The organism is Sphingomonas sp. S6, assembly GCF_043498045.1.
GTDB lineage: Bacteria > Pseudomonadota > Alphaproteobacteria > Sphingomonadales > Sphingomonadaceae > Sphingomonas.
On record NZ_JBIEOE010000026.1, the window covers coordinates 1 to 18,669 of the forward strand.

General features: G+C 63.7%; 24 protein-coding genes and 1 tRNA gene. 10 read left to right on the forward strand and 15 right to left on the reverse strand.

Annotated elements, in window-relative coordinates; translation table 11 throughout:
- Positions 1 to 116: 116 nt before the first annotated feature.
- Positions 117 to 1,490, reverse strand: coding sequence for a DNA repair protein RadA (radA, locus tag ACGVWT_RS18410; RefSeq protein ID WP_315461094.1), 1,374 nt, complete (start codon positions 1,488 to 1,490; stop codon positions 117 to 119).
- A gap of 257 nt (positions 1,491 to 1,747) precedes the next feature.
- Between radA and ACGVWT_RS18415 the strand changes: the two genes are divergently transcribed.
- On the forward strand, positions 1,748 to 2,905 hold the full coding sequence (locus tag ACGVWT_RS18415; protein WP_315461390.1) for a glycosyltransferase family 1 protein: 1,158 nt from the start codon (positions 1,748 to 1,750) through the stop codon (positions 2,903 to 2,905).
- A gap of 372 nt (positions 2,906 to 3,277) precedes the next feature.
- Here the strand turns inward: ACGVWT_RS18415 and ACGVWT_RS18420 are convergent, their stop codons facing one another.
- Positions 3,278 to 3,568, reverse strand: coding sequence for a DUF2218 domain-containing protein (locus tag ACGVWT_RS18420; protein ID WP_116461030.1), 291 nt, complete (start codon positions 3,566 to 3,568; stop codon positions 3,278 to 3,280).
- The gene (locus ACGVWT_RS18425; RefSeq protein WP_116461416.1) at positions 3,568 to 4,185 is read right to left on the reverse strand and encodes a PadR family transcriptional regulator; all 618 of its coding nucleotides are present in this window, start codon (positions 4,183 to 4,185) and stop codon (positions 3,568 to 3,570) included. The genes ACGVWT_RS18420 and ACGVWT_RS18425 overlap by 1 nt, the downstream gene beginning before the upstream one ends.
- Positions 4,186 to 4,636: 451 nt before the next feature.
- Here ACGVWT_RS18425 and ACGVWT_RS18430 point away from each other — a divergent pair, with 451 nt between their 5' ends.
- Positions 4,637 to 5,953 (forward strand): replication-associated recombination protein A, encoded by a 1,317-nt coding sequence (locus ACGVWT_RS18430; protein WP_315461093.1) that lies wholly within the window; start codon positions 4,637 to 4,639, stop codon positions 5,951 to 5,953.
- Between the two features lie 162 nt (positions 5,954 to 6,115).
- Here the strand turns inward: ACGVWT_RS18430 and ACGVWT_RS18435 are convergent, their stop codons facing one another.
- Both ACGVWT_RS18435 and ACGVWT_RS18440 read right to left on the reverse strand, forming a co-directional pair.
- The gene (locus ACGVWT_RS18435) at positions 6,116 to 6,412 is read right to left on the reverse strand and encodes a hypothetical protein (RefSeq protein WP_315461092.1); all 297 of its coding nucleotides are present in this window, start codon (positions 6,410 to 6,412) and stop codon (positions 6,116 to 6,118) included.
- A 3-nt stretch (positions 6,413 to 6,415) separates the two neighbouring features.
- The gene (locus tag ACGVWT_RS18440) at positions 6,416 to 6,670 is read right to left on the reverse strand and encodes a hypothetical protein (RefSeq protein ID WP_315461091.1); all 255 of its coding nucleotides are present in this window, start codon (positions 6,668 to 6,670) and stop codon (positions 6,416 to 6,418) included.
- 140 nt (positions 6,671 to 6,810) lie between these two features.
- Between ACGVWT_RS18440 and ACGVWT_RS18445 the strand changes: the two genes are divergently transcribed.
- Positions 6,811 to 7,272 carry a hypothetical protein gene (locus ACGVWT_RS18445; RefSeq protein ID WP_315461090.1) on the forward strand — a complete coding sequence of 154 codons (462 nt, stop codon included), beginning with the start codon at positions 6,811 to 6,813 and terminating at the stop codon, positions 7,270 to 7,272.
- A gap of 29 nt (positions 7,273 to 7,301) precedes the next feature.
- Positions 7,302 to 7,592 (forward strand): hypothetical protein, encoded by a 291-nt coding sequence (locus ACGVWT_RS18450; protein ID WP_315461089.1) that lies wholly within the window; start codon positions 7,302 to 7,304, stop codon positions 7,590 to 7,592.
- Here the strand turns inward: ACGVWT_RS18450 and ACGVWT_RS18455 are convergent.
- The 4 genes from ACGVWT_RS18455 to ACGVWT_RS18470 form a co-directional block, all read right to left on the reverse strand.
- Positions 7,589 to 7,819, reverse strand: coding sequence for a hypothetical protein (locus ACGVWT_RS18455; protein ID WP_315461088.1), 231 nt, complete (start codon positions 7,817 to 7,819; stop codon positions 7,589 to 7,591). The genes ACGVWT_RS18450 and ACGVWT_RS18455 overlap by 4 nt on opposite strands.
- A gap of 7 nt (positions 7,820 to 7,826) precedes the next feature.
- Complete coding sequence (locus ACGVWT_RS18460; RefSeq protein ID WP_315461087.1) at positions 7,827 to 8,051, reverse strand: hypothetical protein; 225 nt, start codon at positions 8,049 to 8,051, stop codon at positions 7,827 to 7,829.
- 24 nt (positions 8,052 to 8,075) lie between these two features.
- Positions 8,076 to 8,579, reverse strand: a complete 504-nt coding sequence (locus tag ACGVWT_RS18465) for a hypothetical protein (protein WP_315461086.1) — start codon at positions 8,577 to 8,579, stop codon at positions 8,076 to 8,078.
- A gap of 142 nt (positions 8,580 to 8,721) precedes the next feature.
- Positions 8,722 to 9,468: a hypothetical protein gene (locus ACGVWT_RS18470; protein ID WP_315461085.1), complete on the reverse strand. Its 747-nt coding sequence runs from the start codon at positions 9,466 to 9,468 to the stop codon at positions 8,722 to 8,724.
- A gap of 112 nt (positions 9,469 to 9,580) precedes the next feature.
- Between ACGVWT_RS18470 and ACGVWT_RS18475 the strand changes: the two genes are divergently transcribed.
- Complete coding sequence (locus ACGVWT_RS18475; protein WP_315461084.1) at positions 9,581 to 9,712, forward strand: hypothetical protein; 132 nt, start codon at positions 9,581 to 9,583, stop codon at positions 9,710 to 9,712.
- A gap of 138 nt (positions 9,713 to 9,850) precedes the next feature.
- On the opposite strand, the gene ACGVWT_RS18480 is transcribed toward ACGVWT_RS18475, so the two are convergent.
- Positions 9,851 to 11,016, reverse strand: a protein-coding gene (locus ACGVWT_RS18480; protein ID WP_394427667.1) for an IS3 family transposase whose coding sequence is annotated in 2 segments (ribosomal slippage) — positions 9,851 to 10,755 and positions 10,755 to 11,016 — 1,167 coding nt in all. Because the reading frame shifts where the segments join, the coding sequence is not laid out codon by codon here.
- 145 nt (positions 11,017 to 11,161) lie between these two features.
- Between ACGVWT_RS18480 and ACGVWT_RS18485 the strand changes: the two genes are divergently transcribed.
- Positions 11,162 to 11,602, forward strand: coding sequence for a hypothetical protein (locus ACGVWT_RS18485; protein WP_315461082.1), 441 nt, complete (start codon positions 11,162 to 11,164; stop codon positions 11,600 to 11,602).
- 8 nt (positions 11,603 to 11,610) lie between these two features.
- Here the strand turns inward: ACGVWT_RS18485 and ACGVWT_RS18490 are convergent, their stop codons facing one another.
- The 5 genes from ACGVWT_RS18490 to ACGVWT_RS18510 form a co-directional block, all read right to left on the reverse strand.
- Positions 11,611 to 12,189, reverse strand: a complete 579-nt coding sequence (locus ACGVWT_RS18490) for a hypothetical protein (RefSeq protein ID WP_315461081.1) — start codon at positions 12,187 to 12,189, stop codon at positions 11,611 to 11,613.
- An 87-nt stretch (positions 12,190 to 12,276) separates the two neighbouring features.
- Positions 12,277 to 12,459 (reverse strand): hypothetical protein, encoded by a 183-nt coding sequence (locus tag ACGVWT_RS18495; RefSeq protein ID WP_315461080.1) that lies wholly within the window; start codon positions 12,457 to 12,459, stop codon positions 12,277 to 12,279.
- A gap of 462 nt (positions 12,460 to 12,921) precedes the next feature.
- A complete protein-coding gene (locus ACGVWT_RS18500) occupies positions 12,922 to 13,149 on the reverse strand; it encodes a hypothetical protein (RefSeq protein WP_394427671.1) in 228 nt (75 codons plus the stop codon).
- Positions 13,150 to 13,283: 134 nt separating this feature from the next.
- On the reverse strand, positions 13,284 to 13,421 hold the full coding sequence (locus ACGVWT_RS18505) for a hypothetical protein (RefSeq protein ID WP_315461078.1): 138 nt from the start codon (positions 13,419 to 13,421) through the stop codon (positions 13,284 to 13,286).
- Positions 13,422 to 14,125: 704 nt separating this feature from the next.
- Positions 14,126 to 14,198 (reverse strand) — tRNA-Thr (locus ACGVWT_RS18510).
- 270 nt (positions 14,199 to 14,468) lie between these two features.
- On the opposite strand from ACGVWT_RS18510, the gene ACGVWT_RS18515 reads away from it, so the two are divergent.
- From ACGVWT_RS18515 to pyrF, 4 genes are read left to right on the forward strand one after another with little or no spacing between them, the layout of a single operon-like run.
- Complete coding sequence (locus ACGVWT_RS18515; RefSeq protein WP_116461028.1) at positions 14,469 to 15,179, forward strand: endonuclease/exonuclease/phosphatase family protein; 711 nt, start codon at positions 14,469 to 14,471, stop codon at positions 15,177 to 15,179.
- Positions 15,179 to 17,470: a patatin-like protein gene (locus tag ACGVWT_RS18520; protein ID WP_315461077.1), complete on the forward strand. Its 2,292-nt coding sequence runs from the start codon at positions 15,179 to 15,181 to the stop codon at positions 17,468 to 17,470. Before ACGVWT_RS18515 ends, ACGVWT_RS18520 begins: the two co-directional genes overlap by 1 nt.
- A gap of 54 nt (positions 17,471 to 17,524) precedes the next feature.
- Positions 17,525 to 17,842 carry a lipopolysaccharide assembly protein LapA domain-containing protein gene (locus ACGVWT_RS18525; protein WP_315461076.1) on the forward strand — a complete coding sequence of 106 codons (318 nt, stop codon included), beginning with the start codon at positions 17,525 to 17,527 and terminating at the stop codon, positions 17,840 to 17,842.
- Positions 17,839 to 18,510: an orotidine-5'-phosphate decarboxylase gene (gene pyrF, locus ACGVWT_RS18530; protein WP_116461025.1), complete on the forward strand. Its 672-nt coding sequence runs from the start codon at positions 17,839 to 17,841 to the stop codon at positions 18,508 to 18,510. Before ACGVWT_RS18525 ends, pyrF begins: the two co-directional genes overlap by 4 nt.
- The last annotated feature ends 159 nt before the right edge of the window (positions 18,511 to 18,669 follow it).

Genomic DNA, 18,669 nt, shown 5'->3' on the forward strand with positions numbered 1-18,669 from the left:
CTATCGCAACCGGTAGCGCGCGTCTGGATTCCCGCCTGCGCGGGAATGACGGCAGTGACGGGACGAGAGGGGCTACGAACAGCCCACACCAGCCCCCCAAGCCCGCCGCAGCCCCGTCACCCCCGCCCCAACATATGATCCACGAACTGCCCCAGCGTCCGGAACCCCGTCAGCCGCAGTGCGCTTTCGTCCTTGGCCAGAGCGATCGGCACCATCGCGCGTTCGAAGCCGAGCTTCCCCGCCTCCTTCAGCCGCAGCGCGCCATGCGCCACCGGGCGCAGCTCGCCCGACAGCGCAACCTCGCCGAACGCCACCGCGTCGACCGGTACCGGCCGCTCCGACAGCGCCGACACCAGCGCCGCCGCGACCGCCATGTCCGCCGCCGGGTCCTGCACGCGATAGCCGCCCGCGATGTTCAGATAGACCTCCGCCGTCGCGAAGCTGAGCCCGCACCGCGCCTCCAGCACCGCCAGGATCATCGCCAGCCGGCCGCTATCCCAGCCGACCACCGCGCGCCGCGGCGTCGCCCCGCTGGCGAGGCGCACCACCAGCGCCTGGATCTCGACCAGCACCGGCCGCGTCCCCTCCAGCGCCGGGAACACCGTCGTCCCGCTCACCCCCTCGTCACGCTGCGTCAGGAACAGCGCCGACGGGTTGGCGACCTCTGCCAGCCCCTCGCTCTGCATCGAGAACACGCCGATCTCGTCCGTCCCGCCGAAGCGGTTCTTGATCGAGCGCAGGATGCGATACTGATGGCTGCGCTCGCCTTCGAAGCTCAGCACCGTATCGACCATATGTTCCAGCACGCGCGGCCCCGCGATCGACCCGTCCTTGGTCACGTGGCCGACCAGCACCAGCGCGGTGCCGCGTTCCTTGGCGAAGCGGATCAGCTCCTGCGCCGACGCGCGCACCTGGCTCACCGTGCCCGGCGCGCCCTCGATCAGGTCGCTGTGCATCGTCTGGATCGAATCGATCACCAGCAGCGCCGGGGGCGCGCCGATCGACAGCGTCGTCAGGATATCGCGCACCGATGTCGCCGCGGCGAGTTGCACCGGCGCGCTTCCCAGCTCCAGCCGTCGCGCGCGCAGCCGCACCTGGTCCGCCGCTTCCTCACCCGAAACATAGGCGACCGACCGGCCGGCAAGCGCAAACTTCGCCGCCGCCTGCAACAGCAATGTCGACTTGCCGATCCCCGGATCGCCGCCGATCAGCGTCGCCGATCCCTCGACGAAGCCGCCGCCCAGCGCCCGGTCCAGCTCGGCGATTCCCGTCGCCATCCGTTCCGGCAGCGCGATCTCGGCATCCAGCCCGACCAGCTGCACCGTCCGCCCACCGGTGTGCAGATTATGCTTGGCCTGGAACGGTGTAACGACCGCTCCCGCCTCCTCGACCAAGGTGTTCCATTCGGCGCAATCGCCGCACTGCCCCGCCCAGCGATGCGACACCGATCCGCACGCCTGGCACACATATCGTTTCTGCGGTTTCGCCATGGCGCAAGGTGTAGCGGAGCGAGAACGATAAGGGAACAGATTTCGGGCTAACGGCAGCCCCACATCCCCGTCACCCCGGACTAGTTTCGGGGTCCACTCGTCCGCAGGGGGGAGTCCCGAGCCCCCGGCCGCCCCCTCGCCGCGCAGTAGACCCCGGAACCAGTCCGGGTGACAGGGCGAAAGGGCAACCGCTCCCGCGGCAACCACCCCAAGCGACATAGTCACGCCGCAATCGCAACGCTATGGCCGGCGCTATCATGCACCCGTCGGACCTTCGTGTCGCGCTCTTCAGCGGCAATTACAATTACACCCGCGACGGCGCCAATCAGGCGCTGAACCTGCTCGTGCGCCATCTGCTCGACCGCGGCGTGACGGTGCGCGTCTATTCGCCGACGATCGATCCGCCTGCTTTCCCACCCACCGGAGACCTCGTGTCGGTGCCGGCGATCCCGATGCCCGGCGGCCGCGCCGAATATCGCCTGGGTCGCTATCTGCCCAAGGCGACGCGCGAGGACCTGGAGGCCTTCGCCCCCAATATCGTCCACGTCTCCGCGCCCGAATTCCTCAACCACGGCGCCGTCACCTGGGCGCGCCGCCATGGCGTGCCCTCGGTCGCCTCGTTCCACACGCGCTTCGAAACCTATTTCCGCTATTATCGGATCGGCTTCATCGAACCGATGATCAAGGCGATCATGACGCGCTTCTACAACCGCGTCGACCGCGTCATGCCGCCCAGCCCCAGCATGGGCGAGGCGCTCAAGGACTGGGGCGTCACGACGCCGATCACCATCTGGTCGCGCGGCATCGACCATGACCGCTTCACGCCAGACCGCCGCGACTGCGCCTGGCGCCGCAGCCTCGGCATTGCGGATCACGAGGTCGCGATCGGCTTTCTCGGCCGGCTGGTGAAGGAAAAGGGCCTCGACGTCTTTGCCGAGGTGGTGAAGGAGCTCACCCGCCGCGGCGTGCCGCACAAGGTGCTCGTCGTGGGCAAGGGCCCCGCGGAAGACTGGTTCGCGCAACAGGCCCCGCACGCGATCTTCGCCGGCTTCCAGTCGGGCGACGACCTCGGCCGCGCGGTCGCGTCGATGGACGTCTTCTTCAACCCCTCGATCACCGAAACCTTCGGCAACGTCACCACCGAAGCCATGGCCGCCGGCGTCCCCGTCGTCGCGGCGCGCGCCACCGGCGCGGTGGATCTGGTCGAAGACGGCGTCACCGGCTTCCTCGTCGACCCAAAGGATATTGCGGGCTACGCCAATGCGATCGAACGCATCGTCGCCGACCCCGCGCTGAAGGCGAGCATGGGTGAAGCCGGCCACGCCAAGGCCGCGCAATACCGCTGGGACACGGCGAACCAGGCAGTGCTGGATACGTATCTGGAACTGCACGACGGATCGCACGCCACTCGCTAGGCTGCGCATACCGCCGCGGCTGGTGTCATGTCCTCGCGAACGGACGCGCTGAAGCGGCCCTACGCTAACCCCAGGGAACCCGTCACCCCGGACTTGGTCCGGGGTCCACCGGGCCGCAGGGGTAGCGATGAAGCGGCCAGCCGTTCCCCTCGCCGCAGAGTGGACCCCGGACGAAGTCCGGGGTGACGGATCGCGTGCTGGCGGCGACGAAGCCCCCGCAAAGGCGCTACCAGCGCAGTCACACCGTCCGCGCCCCACACACGTCATTCCCGCGAAGGCGGGAATCCAGACGCGCTAACGTCTGCGATGAAGGCGAAACGTCAGAGGTTATGGATTCCCGCCTTCGCGGGAATGACCAAGAGCGCAAAACCCTTACCCCTCCCGCCAATCGAACGTCAGCGGCGCCTCACGAAACGCGAACCGGTCGAGGTGGCTCGCCACCACCTCGCGCATCCGGCCCGTGTCCTCGCCCTCCGGCACGGTCAGCACCAGGTCCAGGCTCTCGCCGTCCGCCCGCATCGCCAGCACCGATCCATTGGGAAAGGTGATTGTCCCCTCCTCCTCAGTGAAGGCCACCGTCATCTTATGGCTCCAGTGCTTGGCCAATTGCTGGAGATAGCGGCTCGCCGAATGCGTCGGCACGCGTGCGACCGAGACGCGCATTACAGGCGCTCGATCTTGCGCACGACCGCGTCGATCAGTTCGGCGACCTCGTGGCCGTCCTCTTCGGACAGGTCGCCCGCCTCCAGCCGGTTCTGCAACACCGTGCGCAGGTTGCGCATCGCCCGCCGGATCGGCGCGCGATCGGCCCGCGCGCGGTGTTCGCCGACGTCGGTCAGCCGCGCGATCAGCGCCGCGACCAGCTCCGCATTCTCGGCGAGGTGCGCGGCACCCGCTTCGGTGATCGCAAAGCGCTTGCGGGTCGTCTCCGACGCCTGCTCAGCGATCAATTCCATGTCGGCGAGCATCGTCAGCGCGGGATAGACCATGCCCGGCGACGGCGCATAGGCGCCCCCGGTCAGCTCCTCGACCGCCTTGATGAGTTCGTAGCCGTGGCGCGGTTCGTCCGCGATCAGCTTCAGCAGCACCAGCCGCAATTCGCTGCCGTCGAACATCCGGCGGCTCCGCCCGCCGCCGCCCCGCCCTTCGCCGAACACCTCGGCAAAGCGCTGGTCGAGCTTTTCGCCCCACTGCTCCCAGCCGCCGCGCGGCCCGAAGCCATGATCGCGTGCGTGGCGATATCCCCGCCCGTGGCGGTGTTCATGTCCATGACCAAACATCATGAGTCCTTTCTGTATCTCGATGCACTCAAGATATATCACAGAAGCACGAGTGCAAGCCCGATCAAGATATATTTTGATTGTGCGATGCTGACACCTGAGCCCCATCCACATTCGGCACGCCGACCTAGGCCTCTCCCGCCAGGGGAAGGACTGACAACCGCATGGACCGTCGATTGGTCCAGGCCCGTGTTGGATCGCAGTTGGCGTAACGCATTGATCGAAATGGCCGAACGCCAGGCAGCTGTCCTACGCCCCGAACGCCGTGCTACGCACACACCATGCCCCGCGCGCTCGCCCGCCGTCATCCGATGAGACCAGAACGGAAACGATCGGCCGCAATCGTTTCGCGTAAGGTGTTCACGTTGTCTATGTCGCGCAAAATGGCGGTTCGGTTTCGCCCGGCCGCGACGGGGGTGACGCCCCACCTTGCACGCCTTATCTGACCGTCATGGCAGACCTGCTCACCGGCCTCGAACCGGAGCCGACCCCCACCCCACCGGCCGCCGACGCCCCGCTCGCCGACCGCCTGCGCCCGCAAACGCTCGCCGAGGTCGTCGGGCAGGAGCACCTCACCGGTCCCGAAGGCGCGATCGGCCGCATGGTCGCCGCCGGCCGCCTATCGTCGATGATCCTCTGGGGTCCGCCCGGCACCGGCAAGACGACGATCGCCCGCCTGCTCGCCGATGCGGTGGGCCTGCGCTTCCTCGCCATCTCCGCGGTCTTCTCCGGTGTCGCCGACCTCAAGAAGGCGTTCGCCGAGGCGCGTGACCACGCCCGGCTCGGCAAGCGCACCTTGTTGTTCGTGGACGAGATCCACCGCTTCAACCGCGCGCAGCAGGACGGCTTCCTGCCCTATGTCGAGGACGGCACGGTCACGCTGGTCGGCGCGACCACCGAAAACCCCTCGTTCGAACTCAACGCCGCCGTGCTCAGCCGCGCGCAGGTGCTGATCCTCCATCGCCTCGGCCCCGAAGCGCTCGGCAAGCTCCTGACCCGCGCCGAGCAATTGGAGGATCGCCCCCTCCCGCTCACGCCCGATGCCCGCGCTGCGATGATCGCACAAGCCGATGGCGACGGCCGCTTCCTGCTCAACCAGGTCGAAACCCTGTTCTCGGTCGACCTGCCCGAACCGCTCGATCCGGCCGGCCTCTCCGCCTTCCTCCAGCGCCGCGTGCCGGTGTACGACAAGGATCGCGAGGGCCATTACAACCTCATCAGCGCGCTCCACAAATCGATCCGCGGTTCCGATCCGCAGGCCGCGCTCTACTATCTCGCGCGGATGCTGACCGCGGGCGAGGAACCACTTTACGTCCTTCGCCGCCTTACCCGCGCCGCGGTCGAGGACATCGGCCTCGCCGACCCGCAGGCGCTCGTCCAGTGCATCGCGGCGAAGGACACCTACGACTTCCTCGGCAGCCCCGAAGGCGAACTCGCCATCGCGCAGGCCTGCCTCTACCTCGCCACCGCCCCCAAATCGAACGCCGCCTATAAGGCGCAAAAGGCGGCGTGGCGCAGCGCGAAGGAGACCGGTAGCCTGATGCCCCCCGCCAACATCCTCAACGCCCCCACCAAGCTGATGAAGCAGATCGGCTATGGCGCCAATTACGCCTACGACCATGACGCCGAGGACGGCTTCTCCGGCGCCAATTACTGGCCCGACGAACTCCCGCCGCAGACCTTTTACGAACCCACCGGCCGCGGTTTCGAAGCGCGGTTGCAGGAACGCCTCGCGCATTGGAACGGCCTGCGTGCGAAGCGGCGGTGACGCACGCCCTCTGGACTATGGCGCGCGCCTGTCGCATGGGGGCCGCACCATTGGCCGGTTTAGCTCAGCTGGTAGAGCAGCGGTTTGTGGAACCTGTGGCCTGATCTTGGACGCAAAAAGGGAGGCGCGAGGCCTCCCCTTCCTCTTGGGTGATGATGCGCTTTACAGCCGGGTAGCGAGGCCCGTCAGATCGCGGATCACGTCGTGGATCATATCGACGTAGACGCCCTCCATCGTCTCTACGGTGCGGTAATCCAGCTTGGCGAAACGGCCTGTCTCGATCGTGTAGGTGTCATCCCCGCGCAGGGTGATCGTCAGACGGTTGATGCGACCCTTGGTAATGGTGGACGGGAGGGTCATCCGCAGCCCGTTGCCTGTATCGACCAGCGCCTTCGCGCCGGTCATCGTCATGAAGCGGCCCCCACCGATCTGGCGCAGGATCGTTTGTGCGATAGTCATGGCTCAGGCCTCTATGCTGAGGTGATTGTAGGCCTGCTGCGTCTCATAGCGCATCGTCATGCCGTGGCGGTCGCCACCCCACATGGGGCCGATCAACGTCGCGAACATGGACTGACCCTGAAGCTCTGCACGCTGGTAGCGGTTCGCGTTGATTCGATGGAAGGCGTAACCGCGATAGTCGAATTCGGTTATCGCCGCTTCGACCGTGTCGGCTTCGAAGCTCTGCACCCCACCGCTATGGACGATTTCGTAGCGCATCTTGTGTCTCCATACTGTATGTCTTCACCATACAGTTTGCGGTTCACGCGTCAACGATTATGTACGCCTTTACCATACAATAGTTGTTTGCCTTACCTTCCAACGCATGTATTGGTTCGGCATACAGTATGGAGGCAGCGATGCGGCTACGATGGGACTGGATCGCGGGCGGCGGCATCTCAGCGGCGCTCCTTGGCGCGATCATCGTCAACGACGACATGACGACCCGGAAGCGCATAGCCGACACCAAGGCTGCGGAGTGGGCGGCTGAGGTCGAGGCCGCACGGATGCCGATCTACTATAAGCCGTGGGACAAATACATCGAGTGCGGCATTTGGCAGCGCGATCTTCGCGAATGTGACAAACGCTTTTGGCCGGGACAAGTCTACCCCGACGAACCAATTCCCGGTGAAAAAACCCCCGGCATCGTCTGGTCATGCCATATGATGCGCAACCCTGACCCCCGGCTACCCGCCCGCAAGGTTTGCTATGCTGACGCCAGTCCAGAGCGCAAGAGGGCTTATCCATGCCCGATTGATACCGTGGGGCACCATCAACCAACCGATAGGTTCTGCAAAGCTGCTGTAACAGGTGCCCGATGACAAATGATAATGCCCCACACCCCGGCGCGATGATCCGCGACGAACTCAGGTCGGCAGGTTTCTCGATCCCCAAGGCGGCGGTCGCGATGGCGCTCAACAGGGCCAACCTCAACAACGTCGTGCTGGGCAAGGCGGCGCTGTCCCGTGATCTCGCCTATCGTCTCTCGGCCCTTCTCAACCCGGATGATGAAAGCTTCGGGTTGGCCAAGCTGTTGATCGACCGACAGGCGCAGCACGATTGGGGGCGGGAGGCGGCGGTGCGCAAGCTCGCGCTGGTGACCGTTGCGGCTTCTCGCGCCCATGCTGCCAAGGTTGATTAGATAAAGCGCGCCTCAACGCCCGGGCTGATCATCACAGGCGTATCGTCGGCCACGCCCTTCAAGAACGATGCCGCTTGATCTGGGGCGTTCTCAATCTCGATCTTACCCACCTCGCCTAAGATCGTTTCCATCGTGACGCGGGCCGTTTCCTTCGACGCTGAGCGAAGGACGTAGCGGTCAAAGCTGGCGATGGTCTTGTCAGCGTACACGTCGGCGTAGACGATCATGGTGTCCTCAATGTATTAGAGCGTAGAACAGCAAACCGGCGAGCAACATCCCAATCGGCCGCAATGCCTCGGCTGGACTTTGCCCGCGCCACAACCGCCATATGACCTGCGCGACCAAAAAGATCGGGATGATCACGAGCGCGGCAGCACCGGCGAAAATCAACACTAAGATCGCGACGATGGCAAAGGTGCCAGCCCCCGGCCCATCGTCCACCCGCACGTAACGCGCCAAATCGCCCTCCCGAGTCACGCCTCGTTACTCTTGAGGCCAACTCTCCCGCTTTGCAAAATGCTTTTCCCTCGGCAGCATACCACGCACTTTCCCGACATAATGGCCGTCAATCGGATCGCGCCAATCCTTCCACCCCCACGGTGTCCACCCACGTCCCGACCAATCGCTGAAATCATGATCGTGCGGCAGGCGGACAAGCTCGATGGGCTTGTCTGCGAATGTCACATAAAGCATTCGGTTTTGAATATCAGAACTGACGACATCATACAGATGTGCGCTATGGAAGTCGTACTGTGCCACCAAAATGCGCGGGCACTTCTTGAGCAGGCGGAAGGTGTCCGTTAGCCATTCGTCAGCAAGATTGCTCTGTTCGCTACGAGCGCTGATCACGTTATATTTGACGCAGTTGAACCACTCACCTCGGTTCAACTCATCGCGCACGAAGTGATGCTTGTAAACGACGAGCAATGTATCGCCATCGATGGAAGCGGAAGTCCGGTTAATCCACCGGGCGGATCGCATTGACATAAAACGCCCTTCTAAGCCCCGTCAGGCCATGATACGCCCCGCCAATCTCCCCCGCCAGCCTTTGGGCCAAGATGGCGTTCCACGCCCATGATCGTTGGAATTGATTAAAGACGCGCGGCAAGGATGTCGTCCGCTGGTCGGTTTAATCGGCTTGATTCTGCCTATTTTCCTTAACCCAAAACGCTGCATCGCCAAGCGCTTCTCCATCGAGGAGCGCTTGAACAGCCGCGCGACTACCAAAGGCCTGAACGGGATCGAAAACGCTCTTCACCAGCGTCGAGGCCTTTACGTCAGAATTCACGGCCTTCGTCACCGCCTCCATCCGTTCGTAAAACTTAATTTTCAATTCGCGCAAGGCGATCGGTAGCATTCTTTCCAGTTTCGCGAACGTGTCGGCGTGAAACGTCGTTTGATTTGACGCGCAGGCGGGCTTCCATCGACCACCGCCCGCATCGACGGCAAAGAAGACCGAACGGTGCCACTCATGCTCCCTCAGCTTTCGCGCACGGTAGACGTGCGCCATCGCTTGATTACGCACGTCTAAGATGGCCTGATGATCCTTCCATTCGTCCGCCGTCAGCTTCTTCTCAGACAGTTGGACCGGACCCCGCTCCCCCTTCGGGCCGTTAGTGAGGGTGGCGCGAGCGTACAGCATCACAGCGTTAGCCAGAAGCGAACGTTCAACGGTTAGCAGCGTGGGCGAGTCATCTTTGCGCCCCACCATCTCGCGAAGCACCTCGACGCAGTCGTTGGATTGCCGAAGATCACCAAGGCACGATTGCGCTCGCCACGCCTGTGTCAGCATGGATCGCAGGCCCACCTTGCCACGTGATGCGAGTTCTTCGGCCACGGCGGTCAGATCAGTGAAGGCAGGAAACTGAGCCATCATATCAAATGCATTGCCTCCATTCTCGAAGGGGGATCATGAGCGCGTCGGACAAATGATGGTTAAGCAACGGTAAGAGCTATACGAGCCACGACACGAGCACCATATACCGTCCATGAGCGTCAAACCTCCCCGCATTACGCCCGGCTGCATCATGGGATTTGCCATGTTCGTTGCAGCTATCATCATTGCCATTGCGGTGCTGGGCATCCTCCCGCACATCATTACCCCCTTCCGTTCAGGATGACGTGATCGTCACTTACCTACGATTTTTGAGAGACGCCCGATGCCGATGTTCAATGATCATATGTCGTCCGAACAAAAGGTGTTTCTCGCCGTAGGCCAATTCATGCATCATTTCACGGTCTGACGTGACCCCAGTCTTTCAACCAGCGGCAACCAGAGACCGACCGGTGTTGTCGCGCATGAGCGCAGGTGAAGCAACGGGCGGTGTTAACCCCGCCCGTTGCTGTTCGAGCCCGGCAGCGAATGCGGCCGGGGTAGCGTAGCCGAGCGACGAGTGCGGCCGCTCGGTGTTGTAGTCGTCGACCCAGCGGGCCAGGATCGAGCGGGCTTGGCCAATGGTGAAGAACAGCGTCTCGTTGAGCAGCTCGTCGCGCATGCGACCGTTGAAGCTCTCGACGAACCCGTTCTGCGTCGGTTTGCCTGGCGCGATGTAATGCCACTCGATGCTGCCATCGGCGGACCAGGCGAGCACCGCATTGGAGGTCAGTTCGGTCCCGTTGTCGCTGACGATCATCTTCGGCCTGCCACGCTCGGCGATCAGATCGGCCAGTTCGCGCACGACCCGCCGGCCCGAAATTGACGTATCGACTACCGCCCGGAGGCATTCGCGCGTCACGTCGTCGACGATGTTGAGCACACGGAACCGCCGCCCGGTGACAAGCTGGTCGTGGACGAAGTCGAGGCTCCAGCGCTGGTTGGGGAGCGCCAGCACCGGTGAAGGTGCCCGCGCGCCCACGGCGCGCCTTCGTCCTTTCCGGCGCCTGACCGTCAGACCTTCCTCCCGGTAGAGCCGCTGGGTCTTCTTGCGGTTGATCGTGATGCCGTCCCGGCGCAGCAGGATGTGCAACCGTCGATAGCCGAACCGCCGACGCTGCTGTGCCAACTCGCACAGCTGCGACCGCAGGTCGCCATCATCTGCCCGGCACGAGCGATACCGCATGCTCGTGCGATCCGCTCCGACAACCGCGCATGCCCGCCGCTCGCTCATCCCCAGGGTCGCCTGGAGATGCGCGACCGCTTGCCGCTTCGCGGCGGGCGTCACCACTTTTTTGACAGCAGGTCTTTCAACCCCGCGTTGTCGAGCATCGTATCCGCGAGCAGCCGCTTGAGCCGGGCGTTCTCCTCTTCAAGCGACCGCAGGCGCTTCGCGTCGGAAACCTCCAGGCCGCCGAACTTCGCTTTCCAGGCGTAGTAGGTCGCGCTCGACATCCCGTGCTTGCGGCACAACTCCGTCACCACTGCGCCCGCCTCGGCCTCCTTCAGGATGCCGATGATCTGCTCTTCCGAGAATTGCTTCCGCTTCATTCCGTCCGTCCCTTTGAGGGGCCGGTCTCTAGTTCCACCTGGATGAAGAAACGGGGGTCACGTCAGGTCATGGAAGCGGCGCTTAACAAAAGCCTGCGGGCGCTTCTGAATCTGGGCATTCTTGAAGGCGCGATCGTCACCAGCAATGCCGACGTTCGATCTTGGTGCCGCTGGATATCGCGAGCGCCAGCACGGGCGACCTTCTGTGATGGACATCGGGGTGGTGGAACTCGCCGGGATCGTCATCACCCTGTCATCAGCGGTGGCAGTGCCCATCGCGGTCGTCAGGTGGTGCGGTAACTTTGTCAGCGGTGAAGTCGAAGAAAGCGAAAAACGGACGCAAACGACCTTGGAAGATCATCGCCACCGTATTGGCAATGTCACCGGCCACGTCGATGCGATCGAACGTCTGCGCATTACTGACGTTGAGAGGCTGGTCAAACTGGAGACAAATTACGCCAATCTCGAACGCGGACAGGCGCGGATTGAGCATCAGTTGGAAAAAATGGAAGCCGACAGCGCGTCGGGGCGGGCGGAAATTATCGAAAGCCTTCGCGAGTTGCGGAACGTGTCTCCTCGCGCCTAAACGATTAGCTAATCCGGCAATGCAGTCGGTTTTTCGCCGGTGTAGTTTACGCCCATCCCCTTCTCACCGTTCTCAAACATGATCTCTTTGCGCTTTGAGGATGGCGCGGGCACACGGCGTTTCGCCCATTGATGCTTGTCCTCCCACGATGCGGAAAGATTACGAAGCTTCTCAGCCAACTCATCGGCTTGTAGATAGAACGCCAATTCATTTTTCGAGGATTTCGATGTCAGTAGCGACTTCACATCCTGATTGATGTTGGCAAGCTGATTACTTAATTGAATTCCCTCAGCTTGAGAGGTCAGCGTAAGCTTGCTTGCATCTACCGCTTTGGCCGAAACGAGGTGATCGGGGATCATCAATTTACCAAGATGCGCATCGACCGGAAACGACGCCCGCCTCAGCAATCTAATCGAGTCCAGAACAGCGATGCTTTCTCGAAAATCACGAATGCGATCCGCCATATGCGCACGATATGACATCGTCTCGCGATAACGGCCAATCGCCCAATCTACGAACGGCTTAGCTACTAGCGCAGTAGCTGCGCCGACGAAGGCCGGTCCGTAAGTCCCAAGGCTTAGCCACATCTCAGTATCCCCCAATACTGATCAACATATTCCTTGATTGAATCGTCTTCGTCAACAGAGGCCATCATACCTCCTCCACAATCTTGATCACGCAACATAGCCGATCGCTGTGCGGACGATAGCACCAGCGTCCGGTCCAGCGGAGCATATGAGCGCAACAATCGCGATCAAAGCTATGAGCATCATAGCGAGAGCCAACAGGGCGAAGACAGGATGTTGAGCCGGACGAAACGCCAGCGTCGTTTGATGGATCATCTCAGTCAGCTTCATCGTCCTACCTCCGCCGCACAGTATATGTGCGTTTTATCAAACGGCTTACCGCCGTCAGGTCCGTGGTAGGGCGTCCCGCGTCCGCAATTACGGCTGATGATGGGTCCGTTTAAGTGGGGCGATGTTGGGGCTATCAGGAGCCAAGGCGAGCCTTGAGATGGCGTGAGATTGCCTGAGATGGTATGAGAGCGATGCCGCTTGCGAAAAAAATTTTGGCGGATCGTGTCGCGAGACACAGGCTCGCGACGATTACCCGTCCACAGCGCCTGCGGCTTTGCCGATCCTCTTTCGAACCGCCTGCCCTGGCAACCGGGCTATGAAGCACGATCGCTGCCAGCCCCAGCACTGCTACGACTAGCAGCACCAGCGCTGCCATCGCCTACCGCTTGCCGCCAATCTCGCCGAAATACTCGACCAAGCGGATGACCATCGCCGGACCGTTCAGCGACGAGACCTTCTCGGTCATCGGACACCCGCAAGGTGGACGCCGGTTTGGCCGTCCACCATCACGACGCCGGTAATGCCAATAATAATGTGACCACCAGAGCCACCGCAGACGCCAATAATAGCGCCCAGTTTTACACCCGGAAAAATGTCAGCTATAAACGCCACATATACGCCGCTATATTCAACGGGCCGTTGACGACCGTTACAACAGCGTTTAGTTGAATGTTCATCGCAGATCACCATCGTTCATCACCATCCAATTTGGGCCAGCCCGCCCGAAATCAGAAAACGATGCACCCTATCACGAATCACATCTTGTGAGAAGCGATTCGTAAATTGGTCTCGTGGGATGGAGTTAGACGCTTCGGATCGTGCGCCTAATTCAGCAGGCGCGTCACGACGACCAAGGCGGTGATGGGCAGTGGTATGGTCACCACGACGGTGAGGGCCACAAGGCCGCGCCATCTCGCGGGCGTAGCCTTCACGATCTCGACCAGCGCTTCCCACTTGTTCATTGAACGGTCCCCTCGCGAGCAATAAAATTGGCTCGGAGCGTCCGTGCGTCCGCAAATATTACCCCCGCAGGGTAAAGGGCAAGCTTTCGGACGGATCGTTCTTAGAATCCCCCGGTCGGACAAAATGGGATCGTCTCATCAGCCCATAATACGGTCGGGCTGGAGGCGGACCAACCGTGAACAGTGGCCACTGCCACCGTTCGTCTCGCGCCGCCCGCTGAAAAGGCGTGGCGGTCTTCCCGTTGAAGTGGTCGGGAGGACGGACCAGAGGTTGCAGCGCACCCAACAACTTCAACCTAAGCGTGGTTTATCACACGGGTCGGATCGCCGTATCTTCGAATGGCGTATGATTCACGAGGTCGCGCAATCATCGGAGCAGGTGCGCTACGGCAAGGCATGATGCGGCTATCGCCGGAAGGCCAATCGTTGTGACTGCCATGGCCGCGATCCAGCCGCGCGCGCCCGGTGGGGCGGCTCTAACAATTGCAACTAACGCATCGAAGCGGTTCATCGGACGGTCCTCTCGCAAGCGAAAAAATCGCTGCGTTGAAACTGCCCGGTTCCTGCGTTCCGCAATAACGGCCGATTCTCTGATTCGCCAAGCGTCACTATTTCCGTTTTCTGACGCTGATATCACTTGCGGTGTAGCGGAAATACCACACCAAAGGCCTCACGCGATTAGCCATTGCGATTGTAGAAAAACGTGCCGGTTGTGGGAATCGAACTCACGACATCAGCTTTACAAGGGCTGCGCTCTACCAACTGAGCTAAACCGGCGCGCCATTCCCTTACCCCCACCCCTGCCCGATCCTCAAGCCCTTCCGTGCATCGCCGCGTCAGGTCCCGAAAAGGTTCGGAAAAGTTACCGATTTGCCGTTGACCCATGCAGCGTTCTGATTCAGTACGCTGAAACCCACGGATTTCTGCGGGTATTGGCGAGCGCCACGGTTTAGAGTCATGGATTTGTAAACCGAAGGTCGCGGGTTCGATTCCTGCAACCGGCACCATAACGGCACCAAATGCGCGTGCAGGCGTTACGCCTCCGCAATGGTTTCTCGTCCCCTGAAGGTCGCCAGCTACAACATCCACAAGGGGATCGGCCTCGACCGCCGGCGCAACCCCGAGCGCGTGCTGGAGGTGCTGCGCGAGGTGGATGCCGACGTCATAGCGCTGCAAGAGGCGGACCGCCGCTTCGGCACCCGCGAATCGGTGCTGCCGCTCCACCTGCTCGACGAACATAGCGACTGGAAGCCGGTGCCGTTCGGCATGCGCGCACTGTCGATGGGCTGGCACGGCAACGTCATCCTCGTCCGCAAATCGGCCGAGATCGTCCACCACACCCCCATCCATCTGCCCGCGCTCGAACCGCGTGGTGCGGTGATGGCGGACGTTGCCACGGCGGCTGGCACGGTCCGCGTCGTCGGCATGCACCTCGATCTGTCCGGCCTGTGGCGCCGGCGGCAAGCTGCGGCGATCTGCGCGCATGTCGACGGATGCACCGAGCGGCGTCCGACCGTGCTGATGGGCGACCTCAACGAATGGACCGCCGCCGCCGGGTGCCTGCGCGACTTCGGCCGCGACTATCGCATGGCGGCGACCGGCCCCAGCTTCCATTCGCGCCGCCCGGTCGGGCGTCTCGACCGGATCATGGTGTCGCGCGACCTGACCGTCACCGACTGCGGCGTCCACGCGAGTGCCGCCGCGCGCAAGACGTCGGACCATCTTCCCATCTGGGCAACGCTGGCCGTGGCACCCTGATGCGCGAAAAGGAACTCCGCCTCGCGCTCGTCTGCTACGGCGGCATCAGCCTCGCGGTCTACATGCATGGCATCACCAAAGAGGTGTGGCGCATGGTCCGCGCCAGCCGCGCCGCCCATGCCGGCGAACCGGCAGCCGACGGCACGCAGGGCGTCTACCGCGCGCTGATCGAGGAGATGGAGTCGCTCGCCGGCATCCGCTTCCGCGTCCTCGCCGACATCATCGCCGGCGCGTCGGCGGGCGGCATCAACGGCATCTTTCTCGCGCAGGCGATCACCACCGGCCAGAGCCTGGAACCGCTGACCGACCTGTGGCTGACCTCGGCGGACGTCGAGGCGCTGATCGATCCCGAGGCCGCGCCGGCCAGCCGCTTTTCCAAGATGTGGGCGCTGCCGCTCGCCTGGGTCGCCGCCGGGCGCAGCGCCGATTCGGTCGCCGCGCTCGACGAAGCCACGCGCGACGAGGTGCGCACGAAGCTGTCGCATTTCGTCCGCTCGCGCTGGTTCGAACCACCGTTCGGCGGCGCCACCTTCACGGGGCTGCTGCTCGACGCTTTCGACGCGATGGCGCAGGCCGAGGCGGGCCCACGCCTGCTGCCCGACAGCCAGCCGCTCGACCTGTTCGTCACCTGCACCGACTTTACCGGCCACCCCGAACGGCTGAAGCTCAACTCCCCGCCCGAAGTGCTCGAAACCGAACATCGCATCGTGCTCGGCTTTTCGGATCACGGCGCCACCGGCACGATCGGCGCGATCCCCGAACTCGCCTTTGCCGCGCGGGCGACGTCGAGCTTCCCCGGCGCCTTCCCGCCCTTCACCGTCGGCGAGCTGGACGGCGTGCTCGCCGAGCGTGACGTGGCATGGCCGGGTCGCGAGGACTTCCTGCGCCGGTCGCTGCCGCGCCAATATGCCGCGCGGCAGGTCGACAAGGCCGTGCTGATCGACGGGTCGGTCCTCGCCAACGCGCCCTTCCGCCCCGCGATCGACGCGCTGAAGGAACGCCCCGCCCGTCGCGAGATTGACCGTCGCTTCGTCTACATAGACCCCTCGCCCGGCATCAAGATCCGCCTCGGCACGCCCGGCGAGGCGCCCGGCTTCTTCCAGACCATCCTCGGCGCGCTCAGCGACCTGCCCCGCCAGCAGCCGATCCGCGACAATCTCGACGCCATCGCCGCACGCTCGCAACGGATCGACCGGATGCGCGGCATCGTCACCGCCTTGCGTCCCGCGGTGGACGAAGAGATCGAAGCCCTGTTCGGCCACACCCTGTTCCTCGACCGGCCGACGCCCGCGCGCCTGGTCGCTTGGCGCCGCCGCGCGCAGACCGCCGCCGCCACCCGCGCCGGCTACAGCTATGCCGCTTATGGCCATCTGAAGCTGAGCGACGTCGTCGCGACGATCACCGCGCTCCTCTATCGCGTCGGCGGCGAATTGGGCCAGCAGCGCTGGCAGCGCATCCGCTCGGCGATCGAGGCGGCTATCGCCGAGCGCGGCTTCGGCGGCACTGCGCCCAGCTTCTCGGGCAAGGAAAGCGCGGCGACGATCGATTTCCTGCGCACCTTCGACATCGGCTTCCGCATCCGGCGCCTCCGGCTGATGGCGCGGCGTCTGGGGGAGATCGATGGCGAGGCGGAGGATGCCAGCGGCACCGCCGCGATGCGAGAGGCCATCTATGCCTCGCTGGCGACCTATCTCGACCGTCAGCGCGCCGACGATCACCTGCACCTTGGCATGCTGGTCCGGCAGATGCGCGGGCAGGATGCCGCACCGCTGCTCGATGCGCTGGCTGAGGCGCTCGACCTGACCGCGCTCGACGCGGCGACCGACGAACGATTGGCCGAGGCACTGGCGACGGTCGACAAGACCACCCGCCGCTCGCTGTTGCTCACCTACCTGGGCTTCCCCTATTTCGACACCGCGACGCTGCCGCTACTGCAAGGCGAGGGGCTCGACGAATTCGATCCGATCAAGGTCGATCGCATCGCCCCCGACGATGCTGTCGCGATCCGCTCCGGCGGCGCGGAGGCGACGCTGAAGGGCATTCAATTCAACAGCTTCGGCGCCTTCTTCAGCCGCGCCTATCGCGAAAACGACTATCTGTGGGGCCGCCTGCACGGCGCCGAACGGATGATCGACATTTGCGTCTCCACGCTGCCCGCCACCGTCCGCATGAAGGCCGGCCGCGTCGCCGCGATCAAGCGCGCCGCCTTCCGCGCGATCCTCGACGAAGAGGAACCGCGCCTCACCGCCATCCCCGCCTTGTTCGCCAGCCTGCGTGTCGAAATCGGATAGGCTGGCCTTCCTCCGCCTCTGCGGCTACCCTCCCGCGCACCTCAGGAGTGTTGCATGCAGTTCCTCAAGATCCTGTTCTGGTTCCTGCTCGCGTTCGTCGCGGCGCTGTTCACCTATGGCAATTGGACGCGGGTCCAGATCAATCTGTGGAGCGGCCTGATCGCCGATGTGAACCTCCCGCTGTTGCTGCTGGTGACGTTCCTGATTGGCTTCGTGCCGACCTACCTGTATCTCGGCACGGTCCGCTGGCGGCTGCGCCAGCGCCTGACGACGTGCGAGCGCATGCTGGCCGACGCCCGCGCGCTGCCGGTCACGGCGCCGGTCGCAACGCCCGTCACGACCTCCGTCATCGCCGAAGAGCCCGTCGCATGAGCCCGATCTACGTCGCGATCGACACGCCCGACCTCGCCCGCGCCAAGGCGATCGCCACGCGCACACGCACCCATGTCGGCGGCATCAAGCTCGGCCTCGAATTCTTCTGCGCCCATGGGCAGCACGGCGTCCACGAGATGGCCAAACTCGGCCTGCCGATTTTCCTCGACCTCAAGCTCCACGACATCCCCAACACCGTCGCCAAGGCGATCCAGGCTTTGGGCCCGCTCGAACCCGCGATCCTCACCGTCCACGCCAGCGGCGGCCGCGCGATGCTGGAGGATGCCAAGGCGGCAGCCCCGCTCAACACGAAAGTCGTCGCGGTGACGATGCTGACCAGCCTCGACGCAGACGATCTCACCGCCACCGGCATCACCGGCAATGCGCACGATCAGGTGCTGCGCCTCACCGACCTCGCACACGAAGCCGGCATCGACGGCATCGTCTGTTCGGGCGAAGAGGTGCGCGCGGCCAAGGCGGCGTGGCCCAAGGGCTTCTTCGTCGTCCCCGGCGTCCGCCCCGCCAACGGCAGCGCCGGCGACCAGAAGCGCGTCGTCACCCCCCGCGCCGCGCTCGACGCCGGTGCCTCGATCCTCGTCATCGGCCGCCCCATCACCCAGGCCGAAGACCCCGACGCCGCCGCCCGCGCGATCGGCGCGACGCTCTAGCGTCGCGCCTGAAGGCCAGTCTGGCCGGCGGCGTCACAAGCCCCGCCCGACGCCGCGAACGATACCCGCGGCGGACATCCCGCGACGGAGCGCCAGCCCACAACCTCGGCAAAGCAGCCCCGTCATTGCGAGCGCAGCGAAGCAATCCAGGGCGTCCTG